Source organism: Synechococcus lacustris str. Tous, from assembly GCF_003011125.1.
Classification (GTDB): domain Bacteria; phylum Cyanobacteriota; class Cyanobacteriia; order PCC-6307; family Cyanobiaceae; genus Synechococcus_D; species Synechococcus_D lacustris.
Window position 1 is genome coordinate 23210 of the sequence record NZ_PXVC01000003.1, and the last position, 17337, is coordinate 40546.

A 17337-nucleotide genomic window follows, 5' to 3' on the forward strand; every position below is an offset into this window, starting at 1 on the left:
GCCTCACCACACTTCCTTTTAAGCCCCTTCCCTTTGCTGCCACTCCATGTTCGGCTTTCTTAAACAGGTGGGCGACTACACCCGTGATGCGGTGAGCGCTAGCAAAAACATCGCCCAGGGGTTATCGGTAACCTTCGATCACCTGCGCCGCAGGCCGATAACTGTGCAATACCCCTACGAAAAACTGATTCCCTCTGAGCGCTATCGGGGCAGGATTCACTTTGAATTTGAYAARTGCATTGCCTGTGAGGTTTGYGTAAGRGTGTGCCCAATCAACCTGCCCGTGGTGGATTGGGTGATGAATAARGCCACTAAGAAAAAAGAACTGCGCAATTATTCAATTGATTTTGGTGTGTGTATTTTTTGTGGAAATTGCGTGGAATATTGCCCCACTAATTGTTTATCGATGACTGAGGAATACGAAATGGCCRCMTTTGATCGCCATAGCCTCAATTACGACAACGTGGCCCTTGGCAGGCTGCCCACCAGCGTTACCAGCGACCCGGCRGTGCAAGCCCTTAGGGAACTGGCCTACCTGCCCAAAGGTGAAATGGATCCCCATGGAGTGGATCCAAGCCGCCCCAGGGCAGGCAAACTACCGGCTGAATTGCTAGCCRGCATGGCTAAATCTGAGGATCAAAGCTGATGCCACCCATTGCTGAAATCACAGAACTAATTGTTTTTGTTCTGCTCGCTGGCGCCGTTGTTATTGGTGCYYTAGGGGTGGTGCTGCTACCCAATATTGTGTATGCCGCCTTTTTACTGGGTGGTGTGTTCCTGGCGGTGGCCGGGCTCTATTTAATGCTTAATGCCAGCTTTATTGCAGCAGCTCAGGTGCTCATTTATGTGGGCGCCGTTAATGTGTTGATCCTGTTTGCGATCATGCTCGTTAACAAAAAAGAAGCCATGGCTGCATCCCCTGGCATGGGCTTAAGGCGSTTGCTTTCAAGTGGGGTTTGCCTTGGCTTACTAACTCTGCTGCTGCGGGTGGCRTTCACCACCCCTTGGGCAACACCCGGACCCCAATCCATCGGTGAAGATGCGGTTATTCGCTTAGGTGAGCATTTCTTTAGCGACTACCTACTGCCATTTGAACTTGCMTCAGTGCTGCTGCTGATGGCGATGATTGGCGCGATTGTGTTGGCCCGCAGGGATGTGTTTGCCACCGATGTGGGCACTGGAGAAGCGGTTGATCAAGCCCTAATTGAAAAAGCCCGCAGCCCCCTATTAGTAGAAAAAACAACCATGGAGCAATCAACACGATGACAAACCTCTCAGTGCCACTGGAGGCCTATCTAACGGTGGCAGCACTGTTGTTTTGCATAGGGGTATGGGGCTTAATCAATAGCCGCAATGCGGTGCGGGTATTGATGAGTATTGAACTGATGTTGAACGGAGTAAATATTAATTTAATGGCTTTCTCCAGCTACCTAGATGGCAATGAAATTCGYGGCCAAGTTTATGCAATTTTCGTAATCACAGTGGCGGCAGCAGAGGCGGCGGTGGGCTTGGCGATTTTGCTTTCCCTATATCGCAACCGCGACACGGTGGATATGGAGCAATTCAACCTGCTGCGCTGGTAATTCCGCATGGAACTAAACCACGTTTGGGTGGTGTTTCGCAGCGGTAGCCAAAGCGCTGAACGCATGGCCCGCCGTTGCGCTGAACTGCTGCGGCTGCGCGGTTCCCAAGTAACCATTGCCATGAGTGGCTTAAATGCCAATCCCTTTCCMGGCCTACTGGCCGAAGGGGAATTACCAAATTTGGTGCTTGTTTTGGGGGGCGATGGCACGGTGCTGGGGGCCGCCCGCTACATGGGGCCCTTGGGGGTGCCACTACTCAGCTTCAACGTTGGCGGGCACCTTGGTTTTCTCACCCACGAAAGCAGTTTGCTCAGCAACCTGTTGGCGGAAGATGGCAATGGCCTTTGCCAACGGCTGCTCGATTGTCATTACGCCCTCGAACGCCGTTTGATGTTGCAGGCCAGTATCGATCGTGGCGATGGCATACCTGATAGTGGCGACCATCAAGACAGCCAAGGCCAACCCTGTCATCTGGCTTTGAATGATTTCTATATGCGTCCRGCCCAGGAGGAGTCGTCGCCCACMTGCAGGTTGGAACTAGAAATTGATGCGGAAGTRGTTGGTCAATACCAAGGTGATGGCTTGATCATCGCCACACCCACGGGTTCCACCGGCTATGCCATGGCAGCGGGTGGGCCGATCCTGCATCCTTCAATTGATGCGATTGTTGTTAACCCAATTTGTCCGATGAGCCTCTCCAGCAGGCCGGTGGTGGTGCCCCCCCGCTCGGTGTTGGCGATTTGGCCCCTAGGGGAAAGCAATCGGCGGGTGAAGCTTTGGAAAGATGGTGCCCTTGCTTCCRTATTGGAACCCGGTGATCGCTGTGTGATTCGTCAGGCTGATCACCACGCGCTCTTGGTGTCGTTGGATCAACAACCCTCCTATTTCAGTAATCTCAGCCACAAGCTGCATTGGGCCGGCAGCCTCAGTGATGCGATGCCATCTCAAAACTAAGCAACTAATCMAACCATGGGCTTAGAAATTGAACGGCGATTTTTTGTTATTAATGATGGCTGGCAACCATTGGTGCAACGGTCAGAACCCTTGCAGCAGGGCTACCTCAGCCAAGGCAGCAGTGGTTTCACCGTAAGGGTGCGCTGCAGCGCAGAGGAAGCCTGGCTCACATTGAAGGCACCCACCGCTGATGTGGTGGTGCGCCATGAATTTGAACTGGCCATGCCCCATGGGGAAGCAAAGCAATTACTGTCATTAGCCCCATGCAAATTACAAAAAATTCGCCATCACCTTCACCTGGCTGGTGGTRATTGGGTGGTAGATGTATTTGAGGAGGAAAATGCACCCCTGATTATTGCAGAAGTGGAATTAACTGCAGCAGATAGCAACATTAATAYTCCAGATTGGTGCGGCGAAGAAATCAGCGATAGGGGTGATTTGAGCAATGCTGCRCTAGCTTTAAATCCCTGGGGCCATAGAACTTAAAACTAATTAAATTCAACACCCAGCGCCTCTAATATCTGCTGCAATTGCGCATTATTCAATTCTGGAAAAATCGGCAAACTGAGCACTTCAGAAGCCAAGCGCTCAGTAACTGGCAGGCTGCCGGGGCCATAGCCAAGATCAACATAGGCGGGTTGGCGATGAATTGGAATTGGATAATAAATAATTGTGTTCACACCACGCTGTTGCAATTGACTCTGCAACCAATTGCGGCAACGGCCTTCAGGTAGGCCATGCATCTCACTGGTGGGGCAAGCAATACAAGTTGCTGAATGTGCATTATCACAAGCATTAGCGCCATTCGGGCAGGCCGGAATACGCAATACAAATTGATTCCAACTATGGCCTTCAGGGCCAGGATCTGGCACTTGCAGATTGGCTAAATCGCTAAGGGAAGCAAGGTAGGCGCTGGCTATGGCCCGGCGGCGCTGGATCCACTCCTGCAATTTGGGTAATTTCACAAGCAGCACCGCCGCCTGCAGGGCATCAAGGCGGCTGTTGTAGCCAAGATTCGTGTGTAAATAGCGCTTGGGCATACCGTGCACTGCCAATTCCCTCACCCTTTGGGCCAGGGCCCCATCACGGCAGGTAACTGCTCCGCCATCTCCCGCTGCACCAAGRTTTTTGGTGGGGAAAAAACTAAAGCAACCGGCATCCCCCCAACTACCAACCGCTCTACCMGCCCAGCTAGCACCGGTGGCTTGGGCGCAATCCTCCACCACCAATAGGTTGTGGCGATTAGCCAATTGCATCAACCGCTCCATATCCACTGGKCGGCCAAATAAATGGACGGGCAACAGCGCTTTGGTGGCGGGGGTAATGGCAGCTTCCACCTGATCCAAATCGATCAAATAGGTGCTGGGGTTTACATCTACAAAAACCGGCGTGGCTCCCACGGCGCTGATCGCTTCTGCCGTAGCAAAAAAGCTGAATGAACTGGTGATCACCTCATCGCCAACCCCCACATCAAGGGCCCGCAAAGCAAGCACTAGGGCATCGGTGCCGCTGTTGCAGCCAATCGCATAGGGCACATCACAAGCAGCCGCAAATGCTTCTTCAAAGCTGGCAATAACTGGCCCGCCTATGTATTGACCACTGCGGAGCACCTGGAGCACCGCCTGATCGAGCTCCTCCCCCAGCTCGGCCAGCTGAACACTCAGATCAAAGGGAGGAATTGCCATGGGGCCCACCTTAAATGCTCCATGGATGCCTCTTGCCGAAAATTGTTGTTTAACACCATGGATATGCCCTGGAAAGCCTTAGCCATTGGCGGTGCCTTGATATTTGTGGCCGTAGTTGGCACCAGCAAATCGCCATTGGGCTGGAAAACCTATCCCCTAAGCCGCCATGAACCCCACGAYGGCCTTGCGGTAGTTAATCAACCGGATGGCTATGGCATCCACATTTGGTTAGACACCAACACCACTGAAGCTGGCATTTGCAAACCGCGCTGGACCGCCGATCCCGCCCGCCTATTCAATGGCAATGGATCCKCACCTTTTAGTTCAGGYCTAGCCAGCCGCAGGGAATTTTTTGAGGCAGTGGGCCATTGGCAAGTGAAAAACCAGTTGCGGCACGAAAGCGAAGCGCTTTGTAAAAGCCGCGCTCCAGAGGCAAGCTTCCAATGGCAAAGCCCGCCCCGCAGGGCATCTGAAGTGGTGGCTGAACCCCTGCCAGCCCTTCAAGAGCAAGACCTGCTGCCGGATCCAAATCTGATCCGGGAAGAGGAGCAAAAAATGCTAGAAGGCAGCAAACTTTGAATTATTCATTGATGAACTGTTCACGCAATAAAGGTTCAGCTAATTTCCAAAACTTCGTGAACCTTTGCAATTGGGGTGGGCTGGGCAAATCAACAAATGGTTCACAAGCCACTTCAACCACAGGAAGCTGTTGCTGSAGAGCGGCAATGATWCTTTTTAAATGTGGATCCAATGGGGCTTGAGTTAGCACACCATCGCARCCACAGCGTTTAGCAAATGCTTGAATTTCAAGCACCGGATCACCATTGCGCAACACCAGAGGCAATTCCAGAAGGCTTTCATATACAAAACCCAGCCGTTTTAAACCGATCTGYCCATSCTCAATGCMGCCTCGATCAAATACAAATAAGCCAGGCGCCTCAGGCCAGGCACGCCAGAGGGGATTGGCGGGACCCAAGCTCTCTTGATGGATCCAAAGCAAAGGTTTAACTAACTTTTCTTTACCTAAATTATGATTAGCTAAATTACTATTTTCTGCCCGAAACTTGTTGTCATTTAATTTATTAGTGTTAGGCTGTAYTGGAATAAAAAGCTGCCYCTGAATCTGTTCATAGCTGCCATCGAATGGGCAGGAATTCACCATCGCGCAACTGCGGCAAAAGCTATCGCCAGCATATTTCTCCAAGTTGGCCCGATTAAATACATAGGGCTTAGCGCTAAAACAACTCGCCACCCACTGCCAGCTGAGGTTATTGCTAGCTGGATCTGCATCGATCAAGTGCTGCAAAAACCATCGGGCGCCCATTTGCCATCGCACCCGGCGCCAGTGCACCACATAGGCAGCAAGCCARAGCCTGGCATGGTTATGGAGCCAGCCGGTGTTAACTAGTTGCCGTTGAAAAGCATCAATGCACGCAAGTTTTGTTTCACCATTGCGCAGATCTAAAGGTAGCGAATCGCCATAAMTTTCGGCTGAATGACCTGTTTTAAGCTCTTCAATATTTTGCCAAATGCCGTCTCCAAATTGTTGCCACACCCGCTGCCAAAAATCTCGCCAAGCCAACTCGCTAATTAATTTTTCTTGATCCCGCCAGGGTCGCTTTTGATCAACCAACCATTGCTTTAATTCTGCTAAACCCAACAGGCCGTGGCGGATATATGGCGAGAGTTGCGTAACCGCCCCTTTTAAAAAATTACGGCTGCGGCCATAGGCCAGAGGATCCACCCGGCGCAGGGCTAGTTCCGCCGCCTTGCGGCCACCAATAACTGGGCTCAGCTGGCCATCAATGGCAGCCGCAGCTGGAAATTCCTGGCGCAGGTATTGCAGCAGGCAATTGCGATCGGGGAAGCCCCGGGTTAAGTCGCCCTCTTCGGGTAGAGGCAGGGATCGATGCAGGGCCATTTCCCCATGCTGCCGCCGCTGGGGGAGAATCGCCTAATAGTTGGTGCCTTTTCCATGCTCCTTGATCTCCGCGGCAAGAAAGCCCTAGTTACCGGTATTGCAAATAACAAATCAATCGCCTGGGGTATTGCCCAGCAGCTGCATCGGGCAGGCTGTGAATTAGGGGTTACCTACTTACCCGATGAAAAGGGYCGATTTGAAGGCAAGGTGCGTGAACTCACAGCACCACTGRCACCAAGCTTGTTTGAACCCCTCAATGTGCAGGATCCAGCCCAAATTGAGGCCGTATTCAAGCGGGTTGCCGAGCAATGGGGTTCCATTGATGTGCTGGTGCACTGCCTTGCCTTTGCTGGCAAGGAGGAATTGATTGGTGATTACAGCGCCATCAGCCCCGAGGGTTTTAGCCGAGCCCTTGAGGTGAGCGCCTATTCATTGGCTCCCCTATGCCGCTTTGCCAAACCGCTTTTTAATCCGGGTGGGAGTGTGATCACCTTGAGTTATTTGGGTTCTGAGCGGGCGATCCCCAATTACAACGTGATGGGTGTTGCTAAAGCGGCCCTAGAGGCATCTGTGCGCTATCTAGCTGCTGAATTGGGGCCAGAAAAACAGGTGCGGGTGAATGCGATCAGTGCAGGCCCAATCCGCACATTGGCAAGTAGTGCCATCGGCGGCATCCTCGAYATGATTCACAATGTTGAAGAAAAGGCGCCCCTACGCCGCACGGTTAGCCAAGAGGAAGTTGGCAACACTGCAGCCTTTTTGGCAAGCCCATTGAGTTCAGGAATTACAGGCCAAGTGCTCTATGTGGATGCTGGTTACTGCATAACAGGGATGTGAAATGKGCAAAAATAGTTTTTAATAAAACTAAGCTTGAACTGAATCCAGCCAGTCAATTTCACCTGTATCAAGGTCGTAGTGGCCGGTTTTYACCAGCAATGAACCAGCGCGCACCCGATCKGTTAACAACACACTGGAATTAACCAAATTACACCCGGATTGCATTGCATTAGCCCTGCARGCCCGATCAAGAAGGATATCCTTTGAATTTTGATCTTGAGAAGYKTGATTTTCAGGTAGCACTCCGCCCGCCATTAATTGCATCCGCACCTGGCCCACAACCTGGCCGAGGGCAGGGGGCAAATGTGTTGAAAAATCAAGGGCAGCAGACACCGCACCACAGCGTTCATGGCCCAACACAATTATTAAACCAATACCCAAATGCGCCACGGCATACTCCAAAGAGCCGATCGCTGAAGTRAAAACCGTATTWCCAGCACTGCGAACCACAAATAAATCACCAAGGCCCGCATCAAATAACAATTCCAACGGCACCCGTGAATCAGCGCAGCCCAGCACCGCTGCCATGGGGTGTTGCCCTGCAGCCACTTGATGTAACCGCTCAASACTGGARTGGGGATGAAGCGAATGGCCATCCAAAAARCGTTGGTGACCMTCCAACAACAATTCAAAAACTTGCTGGGGATTTTGTTGCAACGGGGATGCGGCGGCCATAGGGAGATAATCTTTGTGTAAACARATTATCCCCCRTGCTTCATCCCGTTGGCCGCTGGTCRTTCCTTGTGATGGCTTGGTGGATAGTTAAATCGATGGGCAAAGAAATATTATTTGCCCTAGTGCTTTGCTTTATCAGCATTCCAATAGCTCCTAATCTGGCCAAACAAATATTGCCTGAGATACTTTTACCRGTGCTGGGCATATCAGTTTCTGTATTTACTGCATTTAGAAACACTCAGGCCTACAACCGTTGGTGGGAAGCACGAACCCTTTGGGGCGGCCTGGTTAACGGCAGCCGCAACTGGCGCAACGGCTTGCTGGCKCTACTACCAAACGACAGCGATAGAACAGCGGAATTAAACAAACTTKTRGGGCTRCAAGTATTACTTGTTTGGACCTTAAACGGAGAGCTAAGAGGCTCTTATCATCCCACTTGTGCCCSCAAAATAGATGATCTACGCCAACAGCTTGGCCTTGGCAAGAACAGCAGCAGTCAGGATTTATTGCAATTATTGTCTGCTGAGCTTCTTAAGTTGTGCGAMCTTGGCCGCATTGACGGCCTCGGGCGGCTCAACTTACTAAATGTTCAGGAAGAAACATGCAACTYCTTGGGTGGGCTTGAGCGCATTCGCAATCAGCCWCTACCCGCATCCTACGATCTTTTTATCAAAGCAATTGTGTGGATATTTGGTTATTTATTATTTATTCGCCTTGATTCCATGCACGAKCCAGGCGGTGCCCTTATTGGCTTTCTTTGCCTATTTGGTTTTGTTTTGGCAGAAAGGCTTGGTGCCTACACRGAAARTCCATTTGTTGATGGAATATTTGGCCTACCCATGAATCGCATTTGCGCCACGATTAGCAGTAATCTGCTAACTGCTAATCACCCGCTTGCCACACCCCCGCAAAATCAATCTGCACTCATCTGGACCTAACTCCATGACCAAAAACCGCCAGGGCCAGGTGCATCGCACAACCGCTGAAACGAATGTGCAAGTGCAACTAAATMTCGATGGCACTGGCCGCTGCCAAGTGAGCACTGGGGTGGCYTTTCTWGATCACATGCTCAACCAGCTCGCCAGCCACGGCCTGCTGGATCTGGAGATCACTGCCGTTGGCGACACCCATATTGATGATCACCACAGCAATGAAGACGTTGGTATTGCCGTGGGGCAAGCCCTAAGCCAAGCCCTGGGGGATCGGCGCGGCATCCAGCGTTTTGGACACTTTGTGGCCCCCCTCGATGAGGCCCTTGTGCAGGTGGCCCTTGATTGCAGTGGTAGGCCCCACCTCAGCTATGGCTTGCAAATACCCGCCGCCAAAATCGGCAGCTACGACACCGAATTGGTGAAGGAATTTTTTGTAGCCGTAGTGAATAATTCCGGCCTAACCCTGCACATCCGCCAGTTGGCTGGCGTTAATTCACACCACATCGTGGAGGCCTGCTTTAAAGCCTTTGCAAGGGCCTTGCGCCTRGCGGTTGAAATTGATCCACGCCGGGCAGGGGCGATACCCAGCAGCAAAGGGGTTTTGGAGCAGGCGGGCCAAGCCCACACTTAACACTCCGTTACGCGAGGATGGCGGCAGCTTTGAGCTCGCCATGACAGTTGCCTATAGCCGTGCCGATTGGGCCAGTGCCTTTCGCAACGTGGGGCAAGAGCTCACTGGCGCCSCCCTCAAAGCAACTAGCGGTTCAATACCCAAGGAACTAGCGGGCACCCTCTACCGCAATGGCCCTGGCCGTTTAGAGCGCGGCGGCCATTGGGTGCATCATCCCTTTGATGGTGATGGCATGGTTACGGCCCTGCGCTTTCACCAGCAAGGGGTTGAGTTAAGTAAYCGCTTTGTGCGCACGGAAGGCTGGCTGGCGGAGGAGAAAGCAAACAAAGTTTTATATCGGGGCGTATTTGGCAGTAAAAAACCRGGCGGACTGTTAGCAAATGCCTTTGATCTCCGCTTAAAAAATATTGCAAATACCCATGTTGTACGCCTAGGTGATCAACTKTTAGCCCTTTGGGAAGCAGCTGAGCCCTATGCCCTTGATCCAATCAGTTTAGAAACCAAAGGCCTCTGTTTGCTGGATGGAGTGCTCAAACCCGGAGAGGCATTCAGCGCCCATCCCCGCTTTGATCCAGGCCACCATGGCAAAGAAAAGATGGTTACTTTTGGTGTAAAAACYGGCCCSCGCAGTTCCATACGKTTAATGGAATTTGCCTGCAAAGCCGATCCAAGCAATGGAATTAAAGCTGGACAATTACTACACGATCGCCAAGACACATTTCCAGGTTTTGCCTTTCTGCATGATTTTGCAATTACACCGAATTGGGCAATATTTCTACAAAATGCGATTGCATTTAATCCATTGCCTTTTGTTTTTGGCCAAAAGGGTGCMGCCCAATGCCTGCAATCAAAAGCKGGCGGTGAAGCCCAATTCTGGTTAATTCCAAGGGCGGAAGGAGCCCATGCCGGCGAGCAGCCCAGGCTGATACCCGCACCAGCTGGATTTGTTTTTCACCACCTAAATGCATGGGAGGATGGCAATAATTTAGTRGTTGAAAGTATTTACTATGCAGATTTCCCCTCGATTGGCCCAGATCAAGATTTCCGAGAGGTTGATTTTGAWTTAATCCCAGAGGGYCTTTTAGAGCGCTGCAGTATCAACCTAGAAWCCAACAGCGTTGAAACCGAAAGATTAAGTGAACGCTGCTGCGAATTTGCGATGGTTAAYCCACACAAAGAAGGTGAAAAAGCCCGCTACGGATGGATGGCAATAGCCGAAAGGGAACAGGGCAATGCYCCGTTGCAAGCAATTAAAAAGCTTGATTTRTTTAATGGCTCCAAACAYATTTGGAGTGCTGGGCCCAAGGGTTTTGTTAGCGAGCCTATTATGGTGCCAAGGCCTGATTCAGCCATAGAAGATGACGGCTGGGTGTTGTGCATTGTGTGGAACGGTGCACGCTGCGCCAGCGACTTAGTAATTCTCAATGCCGCTGATTTAAGTGAAGAGGCAATTGTGGAATTACCGCTTGCAATTCCCTATGGCTTACATGGCAGCTGGGTTGATGCTTAATAGTTCTTGCAATTCTGGCAATAATCGAGCAAAAGCTTTGCCGCGATGGCCAACAAGTGCTTTTGTTCCTTTATCTAATTGTGCATAGCTTAAAGACAGTTCAGGCACTAAAAATATTGGGTCATAACCAAAACCSCCCTCACCTATKGGCTGCTCAAGGATTTCGCCATTACAGCAACCCTCCACCTSCAAAACAACCCTACCGCTAGGATCTGAAAGGGCTAAAGCAGCAACAAATTGGGCAGTGCGGTCAAATTCTGGATTTAAAAGTTGGGCCTGCTCAAGTTCTATCAACAAGCGATTAATTCTTTYCGAATCGGWGTTTGCATAACGGGCCGAATATATGCCAGGTGCACCGTTAAGAGCRTTTACGCTAAGCCCCGAATCATCGGCGAGGGCCCATTCCCCTGTKGCAAGGGCTGCCGCAACMGCTTTTATGCGTGCATTAGCTGCAAAGCTATTGCCGGATTCATCCACATCTAAATCCTGTGGTTGCCCTGCAATCACTAGCGGCAAATCAACTAGCAATGCCTCAAACTCCCTGAGCTTGCCAATGTTATTGGTTGCAATGATAAGTTTACTAAAATCAAAAGAAGTCGCTTCAATCATTTTATCAAGATTAGCTATTTCCCAAGGTAAGCTATTATCAGGGTAGTGTAAAGCCAGAGGTATTGAGGTGCTTTAGATCAAGCATCACAATGCTTAGCCAGGCCAGCAGAGCAAAACCACCTAATCCAGCCAAGGTAATCAAGGGGCCAGCCCAGGGGGCRGATTTTTTGTTGTTATCRGCCAAGGGTAGGTTTTGAGCAATGAATTCGAATTCTAATGCATATCACGGGCAATTTTAGCAAAAATGTACTATACTTTTAAAGGGCTTATGAGCAAAGGCTTGTTTAGCTGTAAGCATATTTAATCTTTTTAACTTCTAACTACTTTCCAGGCAAATAAATGAGCGTTAGCGTGATCACCCCCACCAGGCTTTTGCCTGATCGGCTTGATATGCTGGTGGAACTTAACGYAAGCCTTAGCAGTAATAACTGCGATGTGGAACATGTAATTGTKATAGACGGTAAAGAYGCCGCAAATTTACCTGGTGATCTTGCCAAGCAAGCAACCATCATTTCAACCGCAAGGCCCATCGGGCAAGCGGCGGCSCGCAATTTAGGTTTGGTTATTGCCCGTGGCAATTGGATCACAAGCGCCGACGATGACGACTGGCTATATCCCCTATCAATAGATAAAAGATTAGCGGCTATTAACAGCTCTCAAGCTGCTAAGTGGGCTGCGGGCTACTGCACCGATGACCAYAAACTCGATCCAATAATTATCGCAGCAGGCCCCWGCTCCGCCGGGGATGTTTGGCGCGCTTGGCCCACACCAAAAGCAAGTATTCCGCTCGGCCCCACAACTCTCCTGGTTGAATCGAACCTTTTAAAAAGTGTGGGCGGCTGGATGGGGCTTCCCCAGGGGGAAGATATAGGCATGATGATCGCGGTTACATCAACGGCACCGGGTATTATTGTTGATTCCTATGTGTATCACATACGCATTCACCCTGGCCAAATGACTAAAACCACTTGGTTTGATGAATTAGAACTTCTATCCCGCAATGCCGCCTGGGCGMGGGGTGAAAATATCATCAAGCAATCGAAYAAATTAACKTCAAATGGATCGGTAGCAWCTGGATCAGTAATAACTGGWTCAATTCMAACTTTAAATCACGCCTCTGCAAACTGCTGAGCCCATTTCAATACAAGCGCAACCCTTTCAGKATCTGGCGCTTCGCAATAAAGCCTGAGCAAGGGTTCCGTACCTGAAAAACGCAGCATCAACCAATGGTTTAAGCCCAACCTTAATTTCAAGCCATCGGTGCGGATGTATTCCTTAACTGCAACACCGGCCACCTCAGCTGGTGGTGCCTCKGCCAATTGCTGCTCAAGCCGCCGCCTRCTCGCCATATCTTTAAGGCGTAGATCTAAGCGATCGTAAAAACTGGCCCCGCCGCAACGGGCTTGCAATTGATCCAACCTTTCGCCCAGGGGYTTACCACCCTCCACCAAAGCCTCGAGCAATAGMAGTGCCGCAAAGGGGGCGTCCCGTTCTGGCAGGTGCATGCCAAAACCAACCCCGCCGGATTCCTCACCGCCAACCAACACTTCAGAGCTCAACATTTCAGTGGCAATATATTTAAATCCCACCGGCATCTCCAAAACTTCCCTACCCAGATCTTCAGCCACCAACTKCATTAAATCCGATCCACTAACCGTTTTCACCACCTTGCCTGGCAGATTCCTTGCCCTGGCGAGATGRTCAATAAATAAGGGCATYAATAACTGCGTACTRCAATATCKTCCCCGTTCATCGATTGCGGCAATCCGATCACCATCTCCATCAAAAACAATTCCCACTGCTGGTTTAGCCGCTGCCGTGGATTGTTTTACAGCTGTTATTAATTCACTCAAATAAGGAGCTAATGGTTCAGGKGGATTTCCGCCAAATAATGGRTCGCGATTTGAGCGTATTTCCTGCACATTATTGCCAAGTAATGCAGGTAARCCGCCGGCGGCAGAACCATGCATTGGATCAACAATCACGGCAATATTCATTGCTTCTAGGCCGTGGCTTAGGGCCTTGAGATCTATTTTGCTGCGCAGGCCCTTTAAATATTCAGCCCAACCATCGAARCATTCGGTTTCTCCCGCYTCCGCCAMGCTGATGCCACCAGCAGCTAAACGTTTTTCCACCCTGGCGGTGAATTCCGGCTCCACCGAACCACCAAAATGGCCCTTGATCTTTAAACCCAACCATTCAGCGGGGTTATGGCTTGCCGTAATCACTAAACCGCCCAAGGCTTTGCGCTCCACCACCGCCCAACTAACCGCGGGGGTGGGTAGGGGCTCTTGGGCCAGCAGCGGCTCTAAACCCACGCCGCGCACTGCCGCTGCAATGGCAGCCCCTAATTCAGGGGCAAGGAACCGTCGATCAAAACCAATTATCACCGTGCGGCTATCAAGCCCTGCGGGGGCGGAATGGGCCAATTCCGCTGCTGCGGCTGCAGCTACCCGCAATAAACGCTCCAGGGTTATGTCTACGCCGAGGATGCCGCGCCAGCCATCGGTGCCAAAGGCGATTGGAGCTGCCTCCAACGGCAGAGGAACRGAGGCCATCAGGCTGGATTCAGCTGGCCATAGTGTGGGTGATCAATACCGCCGCTAGGGGTTGGCAGGTGCCGGAGACCCAGCTGCTCACCGACCGGCAATTGCGTAGCTGGCTGCGCTGCCACCGCAAAGCCTGGCTCGATCGCCACGGCAACCCCAATGAAAAAATCTGGAATCCCCATCGGGCTCTGCAGTTAGCCGACCAGGAACTGCGCTTGCAAGCGCAAATGCAAAATCCAGGCGCCATCAGGCAAATGCTGCTGCAGCACGGCCGATTGCTCGGTAGACCCACCTTGCTCTTGCGTAGGCCAAAAGCCAGCCAACTGGGCAACTTCAGTTATCAACCTGCACTACTGCAGCCGGGCCGCCACGGCACCCGCGAACATCGGCTCACCCTTGCTTTTTGGGGTCGTTTAGTGGAACACCACCAGGGCGCTGCCGTATCCCACGGACTCCTGATCACCCCCCAAGGTCAACAGGAGCCGGTGAACTTARGCGGCCAAATCAGCCGTCAACTGGATCAAGCCCTTAGCCGCGTTGCCATCGACCTTCAACAAAARCAAGCACCACCCCTCACCCAAGACCGCAAAAAGTGCACCCTTTGCTGCTGGCGCCGCAGTTGCAACCAAGTGGCAGAGGCCGCAGGGGAGTTGAGCCAAGTGAGCGGGATTGGCGGTAAGCGTCAAGAGCTACTACAGCAACTGGGTATTGCCAACCGCGCCGCCCTTGCCGCCATCGATCCCAATCGCTTGATGGCGCAACTGGAAGCCAATGGTGAACAACGCCCGGAATTAGCGCTGGAATTGATTGCCCAGGCCAGGGTGCAGGAAGCAGGCCAGGCTGAACGCCTAAGCCAAGCTGATGAAAATGGCCTGCCTGAATTAGCTACGGCACCAGGCGTTTTGATCTACGACATCGAATCCGACCCCGATGCCAGAGATGATTTCTTACACGGCTTTTTAATCCTGCGCAGGGGTGCCAAGCCTGAATGGCCCAGCGCGGCTAACGCCTCCTACCGGCCCCTGCTCGCCCTCMAACACCATGGCGAAGCTCGCCTATGGCTGCGGCTGCAACGCCTTTTTGCCGCCTACCCAGGCTGGCCGGTGTTGCACTACGGCGAAACAGAGGCCATTGCCCTGAGCCGGTTAGCCGCAAGGCAGGGTGCTGAAGCGCCGCTGGGGTTGATCGACCTCCATAAAAGGGTGCGGCAACACTGGCGTTTACCCGTGGATAGCTACGGCCTTAAGGCCGTWGCCAGCTGGCGGGGTTTTCGCTGGAGCCAACCAACAGCGGAGGGCGCCCGTTGCGTGCTCTGGTGGCGCCAATGGTTAGCTCGCGGTAATCGCCACCAACTAAAACGCATATTTCAATACAACCGCGACGACTGCCTTGCCACCTGGGCAGTGGCTCACTGGCTGTTRAACAGCACCGCCTCCGGCAGCGACAACTGAACACCTGCCAATTCCTGGCATTGCCACCAATCACGGCGAATTAGGGCAAGGCCCCAATTGGCTTGGCAGGAACTCACCGTGCCAGCCCGTTCACCGCCGGGGCCAAAGAGCTTGGCTCCCGTTTCTGGGATGTTTACCCCTGGTGGTGCATAAAAACGGCGKAGTTGCTGCTTTAGCCCAGATCTGGATTGCAATTTTGCAAGGGTTTCTTGGCCTAAATAACAACCTTTTTCAAGGCTTACCCGCTCGTTAAGGCCCAATTCAAATGGATTTAAGCCTGCATTTAGTTCGCCAGGTACGGCTGGAATGCCCTGGCGAAAGCGCAACCATTCCTGCTCAGGGGCCGTTAATTGCTTCACCTGCTGCAGCGCTTCCGGCAGRGGCGCTTCTGGTGGCAGCAGCCAATGGCGGCCMGGYAAACCCCAACCCGCTTGAKTTGGGGGCCCYTCCGCCTCCACTAAGCCATGCCAAATCAATTGCTCTGGCTGTTGCAAGTGCACCTGATCCGCCGGAAAAATAACCCGATCCAAAGCGCGATAAACCTCAGCGCCCRCCCCTGCGGTAAYCAGCAATTCCGCTCCGTYAACTGTTGCTGATACCTCACCAAGGGCAAAYAACCAGGCTGTGGCATTGAGGCAACAGGTGGAACGCTGCTGCCCAGGCGCTAAATCCAAAAGAGCTTGGCTGGTTTGGCCGTGGAGTAATCGCAAGCTGCCCTGGCCCTGCATTGGCAAGCGGGTTACTTCAAAACAAAACCGCCAGGGCAATGGCATCAAGGCCCATGGATTMAAATCTTCACTAGCCATGGGCKGCAGCCACCTCAGTGAGGCGATATAGCGAATGCAATTGCAAAGCTTCGGCCCCTAGGGCTGCTTCACCACCCTCCTCTCGATCAACAATCGCCACCACCCGTTGCACCACATAGCCTGCCGCCCGCAATTGATGCACCGCCTTAAGGGCTGAGCCACCAGTGGTAACAACATCTTCCAAAAGGGTGATCAATGAACCAGTTGGGGGTAGGGGGCCTTCAAGCCAAGCGCCGGTGCCATGGCCCTTTGCTTCTTTACGCACGATCAATGCATCGAGGTTGCGGCCGGCTAAGGCAGCAGCATGGGCAACCCAGCTCACCATTGGATCAGCCCCAAGGGTGAGCCCTGCCACCGCTAGCGCTTCAGGCTCCACCAGCTCCAACAGCCGCGGTGCCAAAAGCAGGGCACCYCTACCGCTAAGGGTTACTGGTTTGCAATTCACATAGTGCTCACTGCTGGCACCGGAAGCCAAGGTGAACTGGCCACGCCGATAGGCATGGATCGCCAGTAGTTGAAGTAGGGGATCAGCGCTCAAAATTGCTCACTGGCGAAATGGATGCTTTGTTTTTAACCTGGCCCGTAAGCAAGGTGGCACCAAGCATGAATTTCAGCTCCCGCTGCACCCTGTTGGGACTGCTTGGCCTGGTAGCCATTACTAACAGCTCCAGTGCAATTGCTGGCCCTGTGGTGTGCACCACCAGTTTTGAAGCACCATCCGCCAGCAGCGTTGATTCAAAACTGATGCCTGTGGAGGTAACCCGTTGCGGTGCAGTGCAAACCAGCAATGAATTAATCGAACAACGCTTTTTCTCCTACAGCTCCCCCTATGCCAGAGGCATTGATATCACCCATCAAATCACCGATATCCTCGGCATCAGCATGGGTGGTGGCGATGGCACCAAGGTGATGGGTTTTGGTTTTCCCGATCAAACCATCGTTTGGGACGGCAGTGCCGTTGAAAACACCACCAAGGCCCTCATGCAAGAGCAAAGCAAACCGATTCCCCTGCGGGTGGCTGATAGCCCCAACAACATGGGTAAATAGAATCTGGAAGAATAGAAACGTGGGGGTCTAGCAATCTGGTGAATGCAGCGAACTCATAATTCGCCTTAGCCGAGTTCGATCCTCGGGACCCCCATTCCAATTTTTCGCTCTACATCCATAATTCACTTAGTTCGTTATCGCGGTAAG

Annotated in this window: 20 protein-coding genes and 1 tRNA gene; 14 read left to right on the forward strand and 7 right to left on the reverse strand. The window is 52.2% G+C overall.

The features are described from left to right. Nucleotides 1-46 precede the first annotated feature (46 nt). From ndhI to C7K08_RS01370, 5 genes are read left to right on the forward strand one after another with little or no spacing between them, the layout of a single operon-like run. Complete coding sequence (ndhI, locus tag C7K08_RS01350; RefSeq protein ID WP_106498861.1) at nt 47-646, forward strand: NAD(P)H-quinone oxidoreductase subunit I; 600 nt, start codon at nt 47-49, stop codon at nt 644-646. Further along, nucleotides 646-1266 (forward strand): NADH-quinone oxidoreductase subunit J, encoded by a 621-nt coding sequence (locus C7K08_RS01355; RefSeq protein ID WP_106498862.1) that lies wholly within the window; start codon nt 646-648, stop codon nt 1264-1266. The genes ndhI and C7K08_RS01355 overlap by 1 nt, the downstream gene beginning before the upstream one ends. Next, on the forward strand, nt 1263-1583 hold the full coding sequence (nuoK, locus tag C7K08_RS01360; RefSeq protein WP_161955792.1) for an NADH-quinone oxidoreductase subunit NuoK: 321 nt from the start codon (nt 1263-1265) through the stop codon (nt 1581-1583). The genes C7K08_RS01355 and nuoK overlap by 4 nt, the downstream gene beginning before the upstream one ends. Before the next feature lie 6 nt (nt 1584-1589). After that, on the forward strand, nt 1590-2537 hold the full coding sequence (locus C7K08_RS01365; protein WP_106498864.1) for an NAD(+) kinase: 948 nt from the start codon (nt 1590-1592) through the stop codon (nt 2535-2537). 15 nt (nt 2538-2552) lie between these two features. Beyond that, complete coding sequence (locus tag C7K08_RS01370) at nt 2553-3023, forward strand: CYTH domain-containing protein (RefSeq protein WP_106498865.1); 471 nt, start codon at nt 2553-2555, stop codon at nt 3021-3023. A 2-nt stretch (nt 3024-3025) separates the two neighbouring features. Here C7K08_RS01370 and C7K08_RS01375 read toward each other — a convergent pair whose 3' ends face one another. After that, nucleotides 3026-4222, reverse strand: coding sequence for a DegT/DnrJ/EryC1/StrS family aminotransferase (locus C7K08_RS01375; RefSeq protein ID WP_106498866.1), 1197 nt, complete (start codon nt 4220-4222; stop codon nt 3026-3028). A gap of 57 nt (nt 4223-4279) precedes the next feature. On the opposite strand from C7K08_RS01375, the gene C7K08_RS01380 reads away from it, so the two are divergent. Continuing rightward, nucleotides 4280-4801, forward strand: coding sequence for a hypothetical protein (locus C7K08_RS01380; RefSeq protein WP_341272122.1), 522 nt, complete (start codon nt 4280-4282; stop codon nt 4799-4801). A gap of 1 nt (nt 4802) precedes the next feature. Here C7K08_RS01380 and C7K08_RS16285 read toward each other — a convergent pair whose 3' ends face one another. Continuing rightward, entirely contained in the window at nt 4803-6143 is a 1341-nt protein-coding gene (locus C7K08_RS16285; protein WP_106498867.1) for an FAD-binding domain-containing protein, read from the reverse strand. A 54-nt stretch (nt 6144-6197) separates the two neighbouring features. Between C7K08_RS16285 and fabI the strand changes: the two genes are divergently transcribed. Further along, nucleotides 6198-6980 carry an enoyl-ACP reductase FabI gene (fabI, locus tag C7K08_RS01390; protein ID WP_106498894.1) on the forward strand — a complete coding sequence of 261 codons (783 nt, stop codon included), beginning with the start codon at nt 6198-6200 and terminating at the stop codon, nt 6978-6980. 27 nt (nt 6981-7007) lie between these two features. Here the strand turns inward: fabI and C7K08_RS01395 are convergent, their stop codons facing one another. Continuing rightward, entirely contained in the window at nt 7008-7529 is a 522-nt protein-coding gene (locus C7K08_RS01395) for a carbonic anhydrase (protein ID WP_241536953.1), read from the reverse strand. A gap of 197 nt (nt 7530-7726) precedes the next feature. On the opposite strand from C7K08_RS01395, the gene C7K08_RS01400 reads away from it, so the two are divergent. From C7K08_RS01400 to C7K08_RS01410, 3 genes are read left to right on the forward strand one after another with little or no spacing between them, the layout of a single operon-like run. After that, a complete protein-coding gene (locus tag C7K08_RS01400) occupies nt 7727-8593 on the forward strand; it encodes a bestrophin family protein (protein ID WP_106498869.1) in 867 nt (288 codons plus the stop codon). A 4-nt stretch (nt 8594-8597) separates the two neighbouring features. Then, complete coding sequence (hisB, locus tag C7K08_RS01405; protein ID WP_106498870.1) at nt 8598-9218, forward strand: imidazoleglycerol-phosphate dehydratase HisB; 621 nt, start codon at nt 8598-8600, stop codon at nt 9216-9218. A 40-nt stretch (nt 9219-9258) separates the two neighbouring features. Further along, nucleotides 9259-10728 carry a carotenoid oxygenase family protein gene (locus C7K08_RS01410; protein WP_106498871.1) on the forward strand — a complete coding sequence of 490 codons (1470 nt, stop codon included), beginning with the start codon at nt 9259-9261 and terminating at the stop codon, nt 10726-10728. Here the strand turns inward: C7K08_RS01410 and rdgB are convergent. Then, nucleotides 10702-11337, reverse strand: coding sequence for an RdgB/HAM1 family non-canonical purine NTP pyrophosphatase (rdgB, locus tag C7K08_RS01415; RefSeq protein ID WP_106498872.1), 636 nt, complete (start codon nt 11335-11337; stop codon nt 10702-10704). The two genes, C7K08_RS01410 and rdgB, sit on opposite strands and share 27 nt — an antisense overlap. Before the next feature lie 339 nt (nt 11338-11676). Here rdgB and C7K08_RS01420 point away from each other — a divergent pair, with 339 nt between their 5' ends. Then, the gene (locus C7K08_RS01420) at nt 11677-12468 is read left to right on the forward strand and encodes a glycosyltransferase family 2 protein (RefSeq protein ID WP_106498873.1); all 792 of its coding nucleotides are present in this window, start codon (nt 11677-11679) and stop codon (nt 12466-12468) included. Here the strand turns inward: C7K08_RS01420 and C7K08_RS01425 are convergent. Continuing rightward, on the reverse strand, nt 12447-13895 hold the full coding sequence (locus tag C7K08_RS01425) for a phosphohexomutase domain-containing protein (RefSeq protein ID WP_106498874.1): 1449 nt from the start codon (nt 13893-13895) through the stop codon (nt 12447-12449). The genes C7K08_RS01420 and C7K08_RS01425 overlap by 22 nt on opposite strands. A 29-nt stretch (nt 13896-13924) precedes the next feature. Between C7K08_RS01425 and C7K08_RS01430 the strand changes: the two genes are divergently transcribed. After that, nucleotides 13925-15337 (forward strand): TM0106 family RecB-like putative nuclease, encoded by a 1413-nt coding sequence (locus tag C7K08_RS01430; protein ID WP_241536954.1) that lies wholly within the window; start codon nt 13925-13927, stop codon nt 15335-15337. On the opposite strand, the gene ygfZ is transcribed toward C7K08_RS01430, so the two are convergent. Together ygfZ and pyrE are read right to left on the reverse strand one after the other, a co-directional pair. Next, nucleotides 15295-16143: a CAF17-like 4Fe-4S cluster assembly/insertion protein YgfZ gene (gene ygfZ, locus C7K08_RS01435; RefSeq protein ID WP_106498875.1), complete on the reverse strand. Its 849-nt coding sequence runs from the start codon at nt 16141-16143 to the stop codon at nt 15295-15297. The genes C7K08_RS01430 and ygfZ overlap by 43 nt on opposite strands. Then, nucleotides 16136-16684, reverse strand: a complete 549-nt coding sequence (gene pyrE / locus C7K08_RS01440; RefSeq protein WP_106498876.1) for an orotate phosphoribosyltransferase — start codon at nt 16682-16684, stop codon at nt 16136-16138. The genes ygfZ and pyrE overlap by 8 nt, the downstream gene beginning before the upstream one ends. 62 nt (nt 16685-16746) lie before the next feature. On the opposite strand from pyrE, the gene C7K08_RS01445 reads away from it, so the two are divergent. Continuing rightward, entirely contained in the window at nt 16747-17190 is a 444-nt protein-coding gene (locus C7K08_RS01445; protein ID WP_106498896.1) for an Occludin/ELL family protein, read from the forward strand. Nucleotides 17191-17211: 21 nt separating this feature from the next. Continuing rightward, nucleotides 17212-17284, forward strand: a tRNA-Ile gene (locus C7K08_RS15350). Nucleotides 17285-17337: the final 53 nt, after the last annotated feature.